This is a genomic window from Streptomyces scabiei 87.22, from assembly GCF_000091305.1.
Lineage (GTDB): Bacteria > Actinomycetota > Actinomycetes > Streptomycetales > Streptomycetaceae > Streptomyces > Streptomyces scabiei.
In genome coordinates this window covers 4,699,619-4,714,105 of the sequence record NC_013929.1, presented here as the reverse complement: position 1 = coordinate 4,714,105, position 14,487 = coordinate 4,699,619, and the positions used below count along the sequence as shown (strand labels likewise).

Annotated in this window: 12 protein-coding genes; 10 read left to right on the top strand and 2 right to left on the bottom strand. The window is 70.0% G+C overall.

Annotation, left to right across the window (positions count from 1 at the left end):
- Positions 1 to 76 precede the first annotated feature (76 nt).
- Entirely contained in the window at positions 77 to 844 is a 768-nt protein-coding gene (locus SCAB_RS19885; protein ID WP_013001869.1) for an SLATT domain-containing protein, read from the bottom strand.
- 275 nt (positions 845 to 1,119) lie between these two features.
- Between SCAB_RS19885 and SCAB_RS19880 the strand changes: the two genes are divergently transcribed.
- From SCAB_RS19880 to SCAB_RS19850, 7 genes are all read left to right on the top strand, one after another.
- Complete coding sequence (locus SCAB_RS19880; protein WP_013001868.1) at positions 1,120 to 1,467, top strand: YbaB/EbfC family nucleoid-associated protein; 348 nt, start codon at positions 1,120 to 1,122, stop codon at positions 1,465 to 1,467.
- A 110-nt stretch (positions 1,468 to 1,577) separates the two neighbouring features.
- Positions 1,578 to 2,177, top strand: a complete 600-nt coding sequence (gene recR / locus SCAB_RS19875) for a recombination mediator RecR (RefSeq protein ID WP_013001867.1) — start codon at positions 1,578 to 1,580, stop codon at positions 2,175 to 2,177.
- A complete protein-coding gene (locus SCAB_RS19870) occupies positions 2,170 to 2,835 on the top strand; it encodes a DUF5063 domain-containing protein (protein WP_013001866.1) in 666 nt (221 codons plus the stop codon). The genes recR and SCAB_RS19870 overlap by 8 nt, the downstream gene beginning before the upstream one ends.
- Before the next feature lie 185 nt (positions 2,836 to 3,020).
- Positions 3,021 to 5,516 (top strand): tetratricopeptide repeat protein, encoded by a 2,496-nt coding sequence (locus SCAB_RS19865; RefSeq protein WP_158512252.1) that lies wholly within the window; start codon positions 3,021 to 3,023, stop codon positions 5,514 to 5,516.
- Positions 5,517 to 5,587: 71 nt separating this feature from the next.
- Positions 5,588 to 6,151, top strand: a complete 564-nt coding sequence (locus tag SCAB_RS47375; RefSeq protein ID WP_013001864.1) for a hypothetical protein — start codon at positions 5,588 to 5,590, stop codon at positions 6,149 to 6,151.
- 23 nt (positions 6,152 to 6,174) lie between these two features.
- Positions 6,175 to 8,271 carry an NB-ARC domain-containing protein gene (locus SCAB_RS43790; RefSeq protein WP_158512251.1) on the top strand — a complete coding sequence of 699 codons (2,097 nt, stop codon included), beginning with the start codon at positions 6,175 to 6,177 and terminating at the stop codon, positions 8,269 to 8,271.
- A gap of 146 nt (positions 8,272 to 8,417) precedes the next feature.
- Complete coding sequence (locus SCAB_RS19850; RefSeq protein WP_013001862.1) at positions 8,418 to 9,353, top strand: M56 family metallopeptidase; 936 nt, start codon at positions 8,418 to 8,420, stop codon at positions 9,351 to 9,353.
- Here SCAB_RS19850 and SCAB_RS19845 read toward each other — a convergent pair.
- Positions 9,350 to 10,195: an alpha/beta fold hydrolase gene (locus tag SCAB_RS19845; protein ID WP_013001861.1), complete on the bottom strand. Its 846-nt coding sequence runs from the start codon at positions 10,193 to 10,195 to the stop codon at positions 9,350 to 9,352. The two genes, SCAB_RS19850 and SCAB_RS19845, sit on opposite strands and share 4 nt — an antisense overlap.
- A gap of 532 nt (positions 10,196 to 10,727) precedes the next feature.
- Here SCAB_RS19845 and SCAB_RS19840 point away from each other — a divergent pair.
- The 3 genes from SCAB_RS19840 (at position 10,728) to SCAB_RS19830 (ending at position 14,466) form a co-directional block, all read left to right on the top strand.
- Positions 10,728 to 11,657 carry a hypothetical protein gene (locus tag SCAB_RS19840; RefSeq protein WP_078580152.1) on the top strand — a complete coding sequence of 310 codons (930 nt, stop codon included), beginning with the start codon at positions 10,728 to 10,730 and terminating at the stop codon, positions 11,655 to 11,657.
- Positions 11,658 to 11,761: 104 nt separating this feature from the next.
- Complete coding sequence (locus tag SCAB_RS19835; RefSeq protein ID WP_158512250.1) at positions 11,762 to 13,813, top strand: tetratricopeptide repeat protein; 2,052 nt, start codon at positions 11,762 to 11,764, stop codon at positions 13,811 to 13,813.
- 152 nt (positions 13,814 to 13,965) lie between these two features.
- Positions 13,966 to 14,466 (top strand): SgcJ/EcaC family oxidoreductase, encoded by a 501-nt coding sequence (locus SCAB_RS19830; protein ID WP_013001858.1) that lies wholly within the window; start codon positions 13,966 to 13,968, stop codon positions 14,464 to 14,466.
- Positions 14,467 to 14,487 lie beyond the last annotated feature (21 nt).

The window sequence follows — 14,487 nt, the reverse complement described above, 5'->3', positions numbered from 1 at the left end:
GGCGCGGGGAACTGCGCGAGAAGCCCCACCGGGGCCGCACCCGACGACGCACCGAACCCCCCACGCACCCCACCCGCTAACGAGCCTCCGGCGGCCGCTGTCGAGGCATGTTCGGCCGGGCCCCCGGCGGCATCGGCACCCGCCCGTTGCCGCTCACCTCGGGCCGGGCCGCCGGGCCTCCGACCTGCACGCCGAGCGGAGCCGGACCCGTCCGGAACTCCACCATCCAGTCCGCCGTCTCCGCCCGCACCAGCTCCGTCACGTCCTCGGAGAACCGCCGGAGCACCCCGAGACACCGCTCCGCGGCCTCCCCGGCCGTCCCCTCCGCGGGCCCCAGCACCTCCCGCGCGCTCTCGGAGGCCCAGTCGAACCGCAGCATCTGGAGCCGCCGCTGCACCGCCTGCGCCGTGGCGACGTCCCGCATCCACCCGGAGGTGACGCCGAAGAACCGGTCCACCCCGACACACGCCACGCAGGTCAACAGGGCGAGATACCCCCAGGGGGCCGCCCCGCCCACCGCCCCCGTGAGGTCGAGCAGCGGCAGCGCCGCCCCGGTGAGCGCCCCCGCCGCCGCCCCGATCCGCAGCACCCGCGCCGTCACCCGTTTCCACACCCGGTCCGTGAGATACCACGCGGCCGTCTCCAGCGCCGCCCGCTCGACCCAGTGGTACAGCTCCTCCAGCCGCTCCGCCGGCGCCCCCCAGTCCCCCTGCGGAAACGGCCGCCCGGCCGGATCCCCCACCCACGGCCCGGCCGCCGACGACCACGGCTCCGCCCACAGCCCGGACCCCTCACCCCGCCCGTCCTGGGGTCCCCCCTCGGGCTGCATCTCCGGCTGGCTCACCCGGCACTCCCTACGTACGTACGGCGCTCACGCACCACCCTGACGCGGCCGGACCCCTTCCTACCGCCCAATGGGTGGCGAAGATGGTGTTTTCACCGCTTTTCCCCTGGAAGATGCCCTTGATCAGATATACGAATCCCCGCTGACTCACTCGAAAGAGTGGCGCGGCACGGGCCGGGCCGACCACGTAGGCTCGTGGCGACCGTAAGAACGTGAACGGTGACGCCCGTCGGTGGACGGTGCCGCCCGTGAGTACTCGTGCGAGGGAGCTGAACGTGATCCCCGGTGGTGGCCAGCCCAACATGCAGCAGCTGCTCCAGCAGGCCCAGAAGATGCAGCAGGACCTGGCGAAAGCACAGGAGGAGCTCGCGCGGACGGAGGTCGACGGTCAGGCGGGCGGCGGCCTGGTGCGCGCCACCGTCACCGGCTCCGGCGAGCTGCGCGCGCTGAAGATCGACCCCAAGGCGGTGGACCCGGAGGACACCGAGACCCTCGCCGACCTGGTCGTCGCGGCCGTCCAGGCGGCCAACGAGAACGCCCAGACCCTCCAGCAGCAGAAACTGGGCCCCCTCGCCCAGGGCCTCGGCGGCGGTGGCGCGGGCATTCCCGGCCTGCCCTTCTGAGCGCCTCCGCGACCCCTGTCCGACCCCATCCGAGCCCCGTACCGCCTTCCTCGGAGCGGCGGGGGCCGACTACGGTACGTACTGAATGACACCAGGAAGGACGGCAGTCCGTGTACGAAGGCGTGGTCCAGGACCTCATCGACGAGCTGGGGCGGCTGCCCGGCGTCGGTCCCAAGAGCGCGCAGCGGATCGCCTTCCACATCCTGCAGGCGGAGCCGACGGACGTTCGGCGGCTGGCGCACGCGCTCCTCGAAGTGAAGGCGAAGGTCCGCTTCTGCGCCACCTGCGGCAACGTCGCGCAGGAGGAGCTGTGCGGGATCTGCCGCGACTCCCGCCGTGACGTCACGGTCATCTGTGTCGTGGAGGAGCCGAAGGACGTCGTGGCGATCGAACGCACCCGCGAGTTCCGGGGCACGTACCACGTCCTCGGCGGCGCGATCAGCCCGATCGAGGGCGTCGGCCCCGACGACCTGCGCATACGGGAGCTGCTGGCCCGCCTGGCCGACGGCAGGGTCACCGAGCTGATCCTGGCCACGGACCCGAATCTCGAAGGCGAGGCCACGGCCACGTACCTCGCCCGCATGATCAAACCCATGGGCCTCAAGGTCACCCGCCTGGCCAGCGGCCTCCCGGTGGGCGGCGACCTGGAATACGCGGACGAGGTGACCCTCGGCCGCGCCTTCGAGGGGAGACGATTGCTGGATGTCTGACGCCACGCTGCACGCGACGGACCTGAACCCGGACGACTTCGCGGTCCAGATCGCGGACCAGATCGAGAGCTTCCTGGTCGCCGTCACCGAGGTGGCCAAGGGTGACGAGCCGGACTCGGCCGTTCCCTTCCTCCTGCTGGAGGTGTCCCAGCTGCTCCTGGCCGGCGGCCGTCTCGGCGCGCACGAGGACATCGTCCCCGACGAGCGCTACGAGCCGGACCCGGGCCCCGAGACGGACGTCGACGAACTGCGCGAACGCCTCGCCCTGATGCTGGAGCCGGTCGACGTCTACTCCGAGGTCTTCGACCCCTACGAGCCCCGCAAGGCGCCGGTACCCGCCCGGATCTCCGACGACCTCGCCGACGTCGTCGCCGACCTCCGCCACGGCATGGCCCACTACCGCGCCGGCCGCACCACCGAGGCCCTGTGGTGGTGGCAGTTCTCCTACTTCTCCAACTGGGGCTCCACGGCCTCGGCGACGCTGCGCGCCCTCCAGTCCCTGGTGGCCCACGTCCGCCTCAACCAGCCCCTCGCCGAGCTGGACGGCCTCGACACCGACCAGGAACTGATGGGCGACGAGACGCTGGAGTTCGAGGCGGGGCAGGTCATGGCAGAGGAGATCGCGGGGCCGCTGGGACTGGGCAGGAAGGTGCAGTAGTCGGTCACCCTACGGACGGGGGGCAGGGTTCACTGCGGGAGCCGGGCGCGACATCCCAGGGCGTCCAACTCCCGCCATACGCATGACGATTCCCGCCACGAGCGGTCATCATGTGACGTATGAGTGCTTCGTTCGGCCACCACCCTGTCGAGGACTCCTCCGCCACGGCGTCCGGCGCGGGGGCCGTGGCCGCGCGCGGTGATGTCGGCCTGGCACAGACCGGGGCCGGATCGTTCGGCGTGCACATCGGCAATGCCACGCTGCTGTCGCCCGAGAACTTTCCCACCGCGGCTTCCGTCGATTGTCCGCCGGGGCTCAGCAACCTCCCGTCCCGCGTGGCTCTCTTCGTCGGCAGGGACCACGAACTCGCCGTCCTTGACGAGGCTTTGGCCACACCTGGGGAGGCGGTGGTACATGCGATGCACGGCCTCGGCGGTATCGGCAAGTCCACGCTCGCCGCCCGCTGGGCGACCCTGCGAGGGCCGGAACACGCGCCGGGCTGGTGGATCACCGCGGACAGTCGTGCGGCGCTCGACTCGGGGCTGGCGGCCCTGGCCGCGGCGCTCCAGCCCACGCTGGTAGCTCTGCTCCCGCAGGAGCAGCTCAGCGAGTGGGCCCGGCAGTGGCTGGCCTCCCACAGTGGCTGGCTGCTCGTCCTCGACAACGTCTCCGATCCGGCCGATGTCGAGCACCTCCTCGCCCGGGCGACCTCAGGCCGGTTCCTGATCACGAGCCGACGGTCGACCGGTTGGCGGAGCATGGCGAAGGAGGTGCCGCTCGGAGTGCTCTCTGAAGAAGAGGCGGTAACCCTCTTCACCCGGGTCCGGGGCGAGGACCCGGACATCGCCGTACTCTGCGAGGAACTGGGCCACCTCCCGCTGGCGGTAGCCCAGGCGGCGGCGTACAGCGTGGAAACAGGCTGCACCGTACGCGAATACCTGGACGACCTCGCCGCCTATCCGGCTGAGATGTACGAGGCCACGGACGAGGGCGGTGACCATCAGCGAGCAGTGGCCCGCGTCTGGCACATAACGCTGGACCGTCTCGCGGACGATCCGCTTGCGGTGCGTATCCTGCTGATGATCGCCTGGTACGCCCCCGAAGGCATCCCACGCTCCCTGCTCGCCCGACTCGGGACGCCTCCGGCCGTGCGCCGGGCCCTCGGCCGCCTCGCGGCGCACAGCATGATCACACTGAACGACGACACTGTGTCCGTGCACCGACTGGTGCAGGCCGTCTCCCGAACGCCGGGGCAGAACGACCACCACCGCCGTCCCGACGCGATCTCGGCTGCCCGAGAGAGCGCGGTGGCGGCACTGACAGCGTTGATCCCGGAAGACGCTGACGCTCCGGTCGCCTGGCGGGCGGTGCAGGCGGTGCTGCCGCACATCGAGGCGCTGACCGGATACGGATCACCTGGGACCGCTACGGAGGCGGAGGCGGGGTTGTGCCTCCAGGCAGCCCGTCAACTGATGTTCTCGGGAACCCGTTCGGCGCTGCGCGCGATCACGTTGATCGATCACGCCGAGGCGGTATACACGCGGCTTCTCGGTGTCGAAGCGCGACAGACCCTCGAAACCCGCGTCGAACGCGTGCAGGCCCGGCGGTGGGCCGGCGGCCCCGGAGCGGCGGCTCCCCTGGCCGACGCCGTGCTGGCGGACTGTGTCCGAGTGCTGGGTGAGCGCCACCCCCTGACACTGACGGCATGTATGCGCGTTGCTCGAACAGCTGGGCTCATGGGTGACTCTGGACGGGCCAGAGAGCTGCTGGAGAAGGTCGTCGAGGGGCGGGCATCGGCTCTTGGCGACAGACATCCGCGAACCTTGGAGGCAAAGGGCCACCGCGCCATGGAGATCCGGAACTACAAGGATCTCGTGTCGGCTCGTTCGATGCTGCAGCAGGTGCACGGGGACTGCGTCGAGACGCTGGGGCCGGAGCACCCGGTGACGTTGTCGGTTCAGAGCAAGCTGCTGCTGATAGCGCCGAGTTCGAGGGTCATGGAGGGGCCGATCGGGAAGATCGTGGCCTCCTGGGCCCTGACCGGATCCGACTTCGTCCTCGGTGATCTGCTGCAGCACTTCGACACGATGCTGCGGTCCACGAGTGCGCAAAGCTTGTACAGATGCCTGGAGGCGGAGGCGGAGGGGGACGTGGAAGCTGCGGAGCAGCACGTGGCCACTTACGAGCGGGTGTTCGGCGAGGATCATCCGAAAACCCTGACCGCGAAGATGACGCTCGTCCAGGCCTATGTCTCCACCAGGGATGTCGACCGGGGAGCAGCCGTGTTGGAGCAACTGGTCGCGGACGCAACACCGGTGTTCGGCGGGGACGATTCGTTTGTCGCCGCGATGAGCGCCATACGAGGCCTGGTCGATCTGGCGCCTTTCCACGTACCGCGAAATCCCGGCCGGTCCGAGCGGGCCACAGGCGGTCCGGACGGTGTCGAGAACGGTCCGGCTCGCGTGGTGAAGGGCGGGCCCGATCCTGAAGAACTCGCCCGATGGAACGCCCTGTTCGGAACGCTGAGCGAGAGCATCACCTCGGGGACCTGGGACCCCGCGGCCACCGTGGAGGCCATGACCGACTTGTGGAAGACGGAGCGACGAGGCGGCCCGGCGGTCGATGGCACAGACGCACCCGCCGACGCAGGCACCGATGCCGTTGCGGAGAAGAAGAACTGATGTCACGTCAGTGATCTGTCCGTGATGGTGGGACTCTCCCCATGGGTCCTGACAACCGCCACAATGCCCCCATGACACTGAAGCCATGGGCATGGGCCGGCCTCGCGATCGCCGGGGTGGGCGTGGTCACACTGGTCGGATTCGCCTTCGTCGACCTGGGGTCGGCGGATCAGATCGCCAGTGTGGCGGGCGGATCCGCGGGTGTGATCGGCCTCGTCCTCGCCGCCATCGTGCAGTTCGGTGGTTCGTCGACCCCTCCGGCCCCACCGACACCGACGCCGTCGCGGAATGTCGACGCGTCCGGTGTCGGAGCGATCGCCGCGGGCGGCAACATCGGTACGGTGTCGACCGGCCCGTCCTCCGTCGCGCCGCCCGCCCCCGCCCCGGCGCCCTCCGTGTCGGCCACCCCCGCCGACGGCGTGACCGCCTCCGGCCACGGCGCCATCGCGGCCGGCGGCAACATCGGCTCAGCCTCGACCGGCGGTACGGTCCCGCCGACTGCCCCACCGCAGGCTCCGCCCGCTGCCACCCCGTCTCCTTCTGCCGCTCCCGGCCCGACCGCGAACGTGACCGCCTCCGGCCACGGCTCCATCGCCGCGGGCGGTGACATCGGCGCGGCGTCCACGGGCGCCTGATGGACGCCGAGAGGGGGGTGGCGGTGGAGGCGTCGGGCGGGAGGTCGATCGCGTCGGGCGGATCGATCGGCATGGCCTTCGCCGGGGAGCACGTGGCTCCGATCTTCGTCGGACGGATGACGGCCCCGCTGCCGACGGAGGCGTACGAGCTACCCGCGTGCATGGCCCGTACGGTCAACCTGCCGGAGCGGGCGAGACCATTCGTCGGCCGGGAGCGTGAGCTCGCGGCTCTGGACGAGGCGTTCGCGGACCCTGCCGGAGCCGTCGCCCAGGTCGTGCACGGGCTGGGCGGCATCGGCAAATCGACCCTGGCTGCCCACTGGGCCTCGGAGCGGACAGACGCGTACAACCCCGTGTGGTGGATCACGGCGGAGACCGAGGCGGATCTGGACATGGGCCTGGCCGACCTGGCGGTCGCGCTCCAGCCCGCATTGGGCGACGTACTCTCCCGGAGAGCGCTGCGTGACCTGGCCGTGCGGTGGTTGTCCACGCACGAGCGCTGGCTCCTCGTCCTGGACAACGTCTCCGATCCGGTCCTCGTGAAGGCGCTCCTCGGCCGGTGTCCGGACGGCCGGTTCCTGATCACGACCCGGCAGGCGGCCGGGTGGCAGGGGATCGCGGAGACGGTCCCGCTGGATGTGCCGGACCTCCCGGGAGCCGTTGAACTCTTCGAAAGAGTCCACGACCGCCCTCACGACGCCGAGTCGGCGGCCGCGACCGAGGAATTGTGCCGAGAACTGGGATGTCTTCCGCTGGCCGTGCGCCAGGCGGCGGCGTACTGCCGGGAGGCGGGCATCACTCCGGGGCGGTATCGGGAGCAACTCGCTTCCCATCCCGAGCAGTACCTGACCCAAGCTCCGGAGGGTGGACGCGCCATCGGCAAGGTGTGGCGGGTGACCCTGGACCGGCTGGCCGACACACCGCTCGCGGGGGAGATCTTCCGCGTGATCGCTTGGTGGTCGTCCGACGGAATTCGCCTGCCGTACCTGGAGCCGCTCGGCAGCCCACCGGAAGTGACCGAGGCGATTCGCCGACTGGCCGCGTACAGCATGATCACGCTGCGTGGGGACGAGATCTCGGTGCACCGTCTGGTGCAGGCGGTGGCGAGGGCCGCGGATCCGGAGGATCCGCACAGGCGACCCGAAGCGGTGGCGGCGGGCCGCGAGAGCGCGGCGGCGGTGCTGAGCGCCCGAGCGAACGACAAGACGAGCTTCGCCCACATGGATTGGTTCACCCACGCGAAGACGCTGCTCGGGCATGGGGAACCGGAGGCGGAACAGGCTGTACTGCTCTTCACTCTGGTCGCTCGCTGGAGCGAGAGCTTTACCGGCGAGGGCGGCATCGAGGCGGTGGAGCGAGCGACGCGTCTCGCCGAACGTATCTGCGGGCGGCGGCACGAGACCACCCTCCTGGCAAGGAAGATGCTTGCCAACCGGCTCTTGTTGGAGGGGGACTGGGCACAGGCATACCTTCTGCTGCTGCAGAATCGGTCGACGACAGCTCGTATGTTCGGCCGCAAGGATCCGCGGACACTGGTGGCCCGGGCATGGCTGGCACACGCACTGCTGGCCGGCGGAAGAGTCTGGGACGCGATGCGCCTGGCCGAGAAGTCCCTGCGCAAGGCGGAGCGGACTCTGGGGGACGATCACCACGTCACGGCGAAGCTTGGTGTGCTTCTGGCGGATGTCCGGGTGGGGATCGCCGAACGAGATCCCTCTCGGTACGCGCAGTCCGCCATCGCCGAGGTCGAACGGCTGCGCAACCAGGCCGTCCGGAGAGAAGCGGGGAAGCGTGGCGAATTCTCCGAATTCAGCGCCGCTCAAATCCTGACAACGAACCTGATGGGTCTCTATCTCATGACTGGGGACCTCCAACAGGTCATCCGGTTGAACCAGGAGTTCGCCAACGACTGCGCGGAGAAGCACGGCGAGTCGCACGCGTGGACCCTGTCCGCCCGGATGGGGCAGATCGAGCTGCTGCTGGAGATCGGAGATGCCGATCGTGCCCGGGTCCTTCTGGATCGGCACCGAGCGGAGTGGGAGTGCCTGGTCGAGGACCCCCGCCTACCCAAGCCGGTGCGCCGGTCGCTGGGCGATCTGCTCCGCGCACCGAGTCCGTGACGCCTCGCGCACGGCTTGCTTCCGCCCGATGGCATCCGCCGGTTTCCCGGTAGCGTGTCCTCTCGGCTGTCAGGCCGCATACGCGTACGTACGTCAGCCACGTGCAACGCCCTGCCCGTCCCCCGACAGGAACCGGACCCAGTGACGTGACCGTTGTCCTGCTCCTTCTCGCCGCCGTGGCCGTGACCGCCGCGGTGCTGGGTCCTCGCACGCTGCTCAGGGCGAGGTGGCCCGAGCGGGAACCCGTGGTCGCGCTCTGGGCGTGGCAGTGCCTGGTCGCGGCGGCCCTGCTGAGCTGCCTGGCGGCGCTGGTGCTGGGCGCGGCGGCGGTGTTCGGGACCGTGCGGACGCACGCCTTCGCGCCCGCGCCCCCGGAGGTGACCGCCGCGTACGACCTCACGGCCGCGCCGCCCTGGACGGCCGTACTGACGCTGGCGCTGGCCCTGGGCGCGGCCTGGAGCGGGGCGATGCTGGCCCGGGAGCTGGTCGAGGCCCGGCGCCGCCGGCAGCTGCGCCGGGCGCATCTGCGCGAGCGCGCTCCCGACCTCCCGGCCGGGCTGCCGCAGACGAAGGGTCCGCTGCTGGTCCTGGAGGACGAGTACCCGGACGCCTGGCTGATGCCGGGAGCCCCGCCCCAACTAGTCGTCACGACCGGCGCGTTGGGAAAGTTGAGCGACCGTCAGCTGGACGCCGTCCTCGCCCATGAACTCGGGCACGCCCGCGCCCGCCACGACTGGCTGCTCCACCTCTCCACCGCCCTCGCCACGGGCTTCCCGCGCGTCCCCCTCTTCGCCCACTTCGCCGACCAGACAAACCGCCTCGTCGAACTCGCCGCCGACGACACGGCGTCCCGTCGCTGCGGCCACCTGACCACGGCCCTGGCCCTCATCGAACTCAACCAGCACCGGGGCGTGTTGAGCTGCTCCAACACCCGCCGCCTGCTGGGCGACCGGGTCGAGCGGCTGCTGGAGCCGCCGCCCCGCCTGGACCGCACCCGCCGCGCGGCCACCACCACGGCCGCAGCGCTCCTCGCCCTCCTCCCGCTCCTGATCGCGTTCGCGCCGGCGCTCGGGACGCTCTAGCCGGGCTGCTGCTCCTGGAGGAAGTCCAGCAGCACGGCGGTGAGTTCGGCGGGGGCGTCCTCCTGGACGAGGTGCCCCGCACCGGCGATCGGCTCGAAGCGCGCGCCCGGCACGAGACCGGCCAGCTCCCGCCCCTTCGCCAGCGGGATCCACCCGTCCTCCTCGCCCCAGCACACCAGTGCCGGGATTCCGATCTCCCCGTACCGGCCCTGGATCTCGTCCGTGTGGGCCTGGTCCGCCTGGGCTATCTGCCGGTAGAAGGCGGGCTGTCCGTGCTCACCCAGCCACGGCCGCACGAGCCGGTCGAGGACGGTGGGATGCAGGCCGGGACCGCCGGTGGAGGCGATGTACTCGCGCACCAGGGCCCGGTGCAGTGCGGGCGGCAGCTGTTCGAAGACCGCCGCGTGCCGGCCCAGCAGCCGGAAGGAGGGCGTGCCCCACGGGGCGAGCGCCACGGGGTCGACCAGGGCGAGCGCGCGGTAGCGGGCCCCGTGCAGCAGGTGGGCCCGCAGGGCGACGGCCCCGCCGAAGTCGTGCGCGACCACGACGGGTTCGTCCAGCCCCCAGTACGCCAGCAACTCGGTGAAGACCCGCCCCTGCGCGGCCAGGGACACGTCCTGACCTGTGTGCATGTCCGACTCCCCGTACCCGGGCATGTCCCAGACGAACACCTGGTGGCGGTCGGTGTCGGCCAGCGCCTGGGCGATGCCGCGCCAGACGTAGGAGGAGAAGGGGGTGCCGTGGCAGAGCACGACGGGTTCCCGCCCGGCCTCCCCGATCGTGCCCCACCGCACGGCCCCCGACGCACTACGGAACGTCTCAGTCAGCAGCACTTCGCTCATGGCTGTCTGTTACCCCGGGGAGCGCGGTCGTCACTGCGGTGGGCAGTGACTCCGGTTCCACGTACGGAGCTTGAGGCGTCGGCCCGGAGTACCAGCAGTCCGTTCGCGGTGGTCCAAGTCGAGTTACAGCGACTCGGAGGGCGGGAACTGCCTCGAATCGCCTTCCGGCGCGAACGGCCGACCGTCCGCGCCTCCTCTTGGGCCTCCTGCATCGCCGCAGGTCAGCCCGGAGCTTAAGCCCCGGGACCCGAGCTCTTCCCATGGGTTTCCAAGCCTCTGGGAAAGACTGAAGAACCAACCCAACCAACCAAGCTCGTAGGTGAGTTGAAGGGACGTAACTCGAAAGGGTGACGTTCCGTGATCGACTTGCTTCGGAACGTGAAGCCGCTCTAGGTTCGCGGCATCTGACCACATAGATCGGCCCCGGCCGGTGCGCCAACACCATTGCCAGGGCCTAGACCTACGGATCGAATGAGGCTCGATCGTGGCTTACGCCCAGCTTAGTGCTGCCCTGCATTCCCCGTCCCACCCGATGGCCAAAACGGGTTACGGGAAACGCTCCGTGGGTGACGAAGACTCGCATGCAGATCCGAACTTCGCACACCTGAGCCCCCGCGACGCCGAGATCGCCGTCTTCATCGACCACCTCGAAGACGGCCACGCCATGGGCCACAAGGTGATCGCGGCGCAACACCCCCGCTACGGCCAGCAAGCCGTACGCACGTCGTCGGGGCGCCTCGTCCACGCCGGCCATCTGCGCTGGATCAAGGAGCACCTCACCATCGAGGACGGCTCGATGCGGTGGGTAACGCGCACGTACTGGTCGCGTACGCCCAGGTCGGTGGAGTGGTGGGCGGACTTTGCGCGAGAGCGCGACGGCAGGGACGTGACGGAGCACTACCGGTCGGGACTGGCCCGGGTCGAGGAGAAGGAGCCCGAGGAGCCGACCGACCAGGAGGAGCCGACCGCGCCCGGCAGGGCGGAAGCTCCCGCCCCGGAGCCCAGCACCGCCTACCTGACCCTCGCCGACGTCCGCTCCGCGGATCCCCGTATGCCGCTGTCCGACGCCGACTGCCATTCCCTCGAATCCCTCGTCACGCAGTGGCTGTCGCGTGGCGCGACGCCGGACGACGTCACCAGGGCACTGACGGACGGACTTCCTCCGGATGTCACCAACCCGGGCGGATTCGCCCGCAAACGATTGGAAGACAAGATGCCCCCGATGAAGCCCAAGAAGGCGGAGATCCGGCAGAAGGCCGCCCGCCGTGCGCGCATCGACAAAGTGATCATGGTCTGTGGTCTGTGCGAGGCGGACGAGCGGACCGTCGAGCTCGTGAACGGGCTGTGCCGCGAATGTCTCGCGGAGTGCGAGGCGGACGGGCCGATGCCGGTGTACACGCCGATCCCGGAAACCTTCCTCCCCGCCCCGCGCACCGGAGGCATGCCGGTCAGGGCACCATGAAGTCGAGCCCGTGACGACGGCTCGGTCGTAGTGTTCAACCAGCCGGAAGGCGGGCCGCCCCGGAAACGGGGTCGGGCCCTCTCGCGCACGTCATCATGTTCTCCATGGGCGAGGGGATGGCGGAAGCGTCGGGTGAGCGGGCCGTGGCCGCCGGGCGGGACATTGGGAACGCGGCCACCGGGGACTTCGTCACCCAGATCGCCCAGGCCACGGTGCTCCCGGCGGAGGCGTTCGCGCTCGATCCCTGCGCGTCCCGCGTGCGTCATCTACCCGACCGGACGGGTCAGTTCGTCGGCCGCGAACGTGAACTCCGGCTGCTGGACATGACGTTCGGCGAGACGGGTGGCGTCGTCGTCCACGCCGTCCACGGGCTCGGCGGCATCGGCAAGTCGACGCTCGCCGCGCACTGGGCCGCCGCCCGCGCGGCAGACTTCAATCCCGTCTGGTGGATCACCGCGGAGACGGAGTCCGACCTCGACGCCGGGCTCGCCGCACTGGGACGGGCCCTCCAGCCCGCCCTGGTCGGCATCCTGACGGAGGAGGCCCTCCGCGAACGTACGATCCAATGGCTCGCCTCGAACGAGGGCTGGCTGGTCGTACTGGACAACGTCTCCGACCCGGACGTCATCAAGCCGCTGCTGGCACGGGCGTCAACCGGACGGTTTCTCGTCACCACCCGCCGGGGGCCCGTGAGTTGGCGGTGCATCGCCCGCACACTGGACCTCGACGTCCTGGCGCCGGACGAGGCCGTCGAGCTGTTCACCGGGATCTATGACGGCCCTGCCGACGGGGTCGAGGAGCTGTGCGCAGAGCTGGGGTGCCTGCCGCTGGCCGTCGACCAGGCCGCCGCGTACTGCCGCGAGGCGGGGATCACTCCTCGGGCGTACCTGGAACTGCTGGCCAGTTATCCGGCGGACATGTATGCGGCCACGGCGGAGGGCGGGGACGCGGAGAGGACCGTCGCGCGGGTGTGGCAGGTGACGCTGGACGCGCTCGCGGACACCCCGGCCGCCGCCGCCATCCTGAGGCTCATCGCCTGGTGGGCGCCGGACGACATCCCCAGGTCGTACCTGATGGGGACCGGCGGGCCGCTGCAAGTGACCGAGGCCGTACGGCGGTTGGCTGCGCACAGCATGATCAAGGTGCGCGGGGAGGTGTTGTCGGTGCATCGGCTGGTGCAGGCCGTGAGTCGGGCGGGTGAACTGGAGGAGATGGTCGCGGCGCGGGACGCGGCGGTGACGGTTCTGGTCGAGCACCAGCCAGCGGCCGTCATCGCCCATGACGCCGCACGTCTGTGGGCGACCCATGCCGAGGCGCTCGGCGGTTGCCTGAGGGAGGAGTTCGACACACAACTGCTTACGGCCCTCCTCGGGCGGGCGGGGACGGCGTTCGCGCGGGAGTATCCCCGACGCAGCGTCGAACTGGCTGACCGGGCCGCACGGTCCCTCGCACGCCATCCGGAATGGACGAGCTCGGACGGTATATACGACGTGCTGCTCGCCCTGTATGTCCTCAACGGCGCAAGGGCCCGCGGGATACCCCTGGCCGAGCGGCAACTCGCGGTCAGAAAGCGCACCCTGGGCGATGCGCACCCGGGGACGATCACCTCTCTCATCTCGCTTGCGAGGGCCGTATGGCACACCGACACTCAACGGGCACGGGCTCTGGCCGAACAGGCGGTCGAGACGGCGTCTGACGTTCTGGGGGCGGATCACCGGCTGACGTTCAACGCCGAGGCGGCCCTGCGTGACATCACGGAGCAGCGTCCGGACCTGCACACCCTGGAGTCCCGGCTCAGGAGGGCGCACGGGCTGTTCGGCGTGGACGACATGGAGAACGTCGGTGTGGAGAACGATCTCGTCGACGCGCTGGCCGAGGCCGGGGAGCTGGAGAGGGCGGCGGCGCTGGCAGAGAAGGTTGCCGAACGGTGCCGGGCGTTCCTCGGTGACACTGATCAGCTGACGCTGACCGTTCGAGCGAGGCACGTCCGCTTGCTGGTCGACACGGGCGACATGAGCCGCGCCCGTGAACTGCTTCCCCCTCTGGCAGCCGATCTGGACCGACGCGCTACCACCTCGGGGGACCGTAGCCTGATCGGCCAGGCCCTCGATCTGATCGACCAGCTCACCAGCCTGTTGGGTCGCCTCGGAGAGTAAGTTGATCATTACTCTTCGCGCTTTGTATGACCCTTGTCCCACCCCTGTATCTCCCCTGCACACCCCCTAACCGGCGTCACGCGAATCTGGAGTCACTTCCACCGCACACGAAGCGGAGGCAGTAACACCCCAACTTCGCACAGGAGATCGCGATGACCCGCAAGAACCGCATACGCGCCGCCATCGTCACCGCCACCGCCCTCGTCACCGCCGGCACGGTCACCGCCGGGGTCAGCATGGCTGGCGCCGAGGCCGCGCCGAAGCAGCCCTCCAAGAAGGAGATCGCGGCTCTCTTCGATGGCTGGAACAAGACGCTGAGGACCGGCGACTCCAAGAAGGTGGCGGACCGCTACGCGAAGGACGCGGTGCTCCTGCCGACCGTCTCCAACAAGATCCGCACGGACCGCGCCGGCATCGTCGACTACTTCAACCACTTCCTGGAGAACAAGCCGGTCGGCAAGAAGACCAAGACGATCATCAACGTCCTGGACGCCAACTCGGCGATCGACACCGGCTCGTACTACTTCATCCTCACCGACCCCAAGACCGGCGAGAAGCGGCGCGTCGACGCCCGCTACACGTACGAGTACGAGAAGCGCAACGGCGTGTGGAAGATCGTGAACCACCACTCGTCGATGATGCCCGAAGGCTGATCCGCCCGCCGGATCCCAAAA

Excerpts from the sequence above, each read along its gene's own strand:
- SCAB_RS19835 (WP_158512250.1), top strand. The coding sequence starts at position 11,762 with ATGGGCGAGGGGATGGCGGAAGCGTCGGGTGAGCGGGCCGTGGCCGCC.
- SCAB_RS19870 (WP_013001866.1), top strand. The coding sequence starts at position 2,170 with ATGTCTGACGCCACGCTGCACGCGACGGACCTGAACCCGGACGACTTC.
- SCAB_RS47375 (WP_013001864.1), top strand. The coding sequence starts at position 5,588 with ATGACACTGAAGCCATGGGCATGGGCCGGCCTCGCGATCGCCGGGGTG.
- SCAB_RS19830 (WP_013001858.1), top strand. The coding sequence starts at position 13,966 with ATGACCCGCAAGAACCGCATACGCGCCGCCATCGTCACCGCCACCGCC.
- SCAB_RS19845 (WP_013001861.1), bottom strand. The coding sequence starts at position 10,195 with ATGAGCGAAGTGCTGCTGACTGAGACGTTCCGTAGTGCGTCGGGGGCC.
- SCAB_RS19840 (WP_078580152.1), top strand. The coding sequence starts at position 10,728 with ATGGCCAAAACGGGTTACGGGAAACGCTCCGTGGGTGACGAAGACTCG.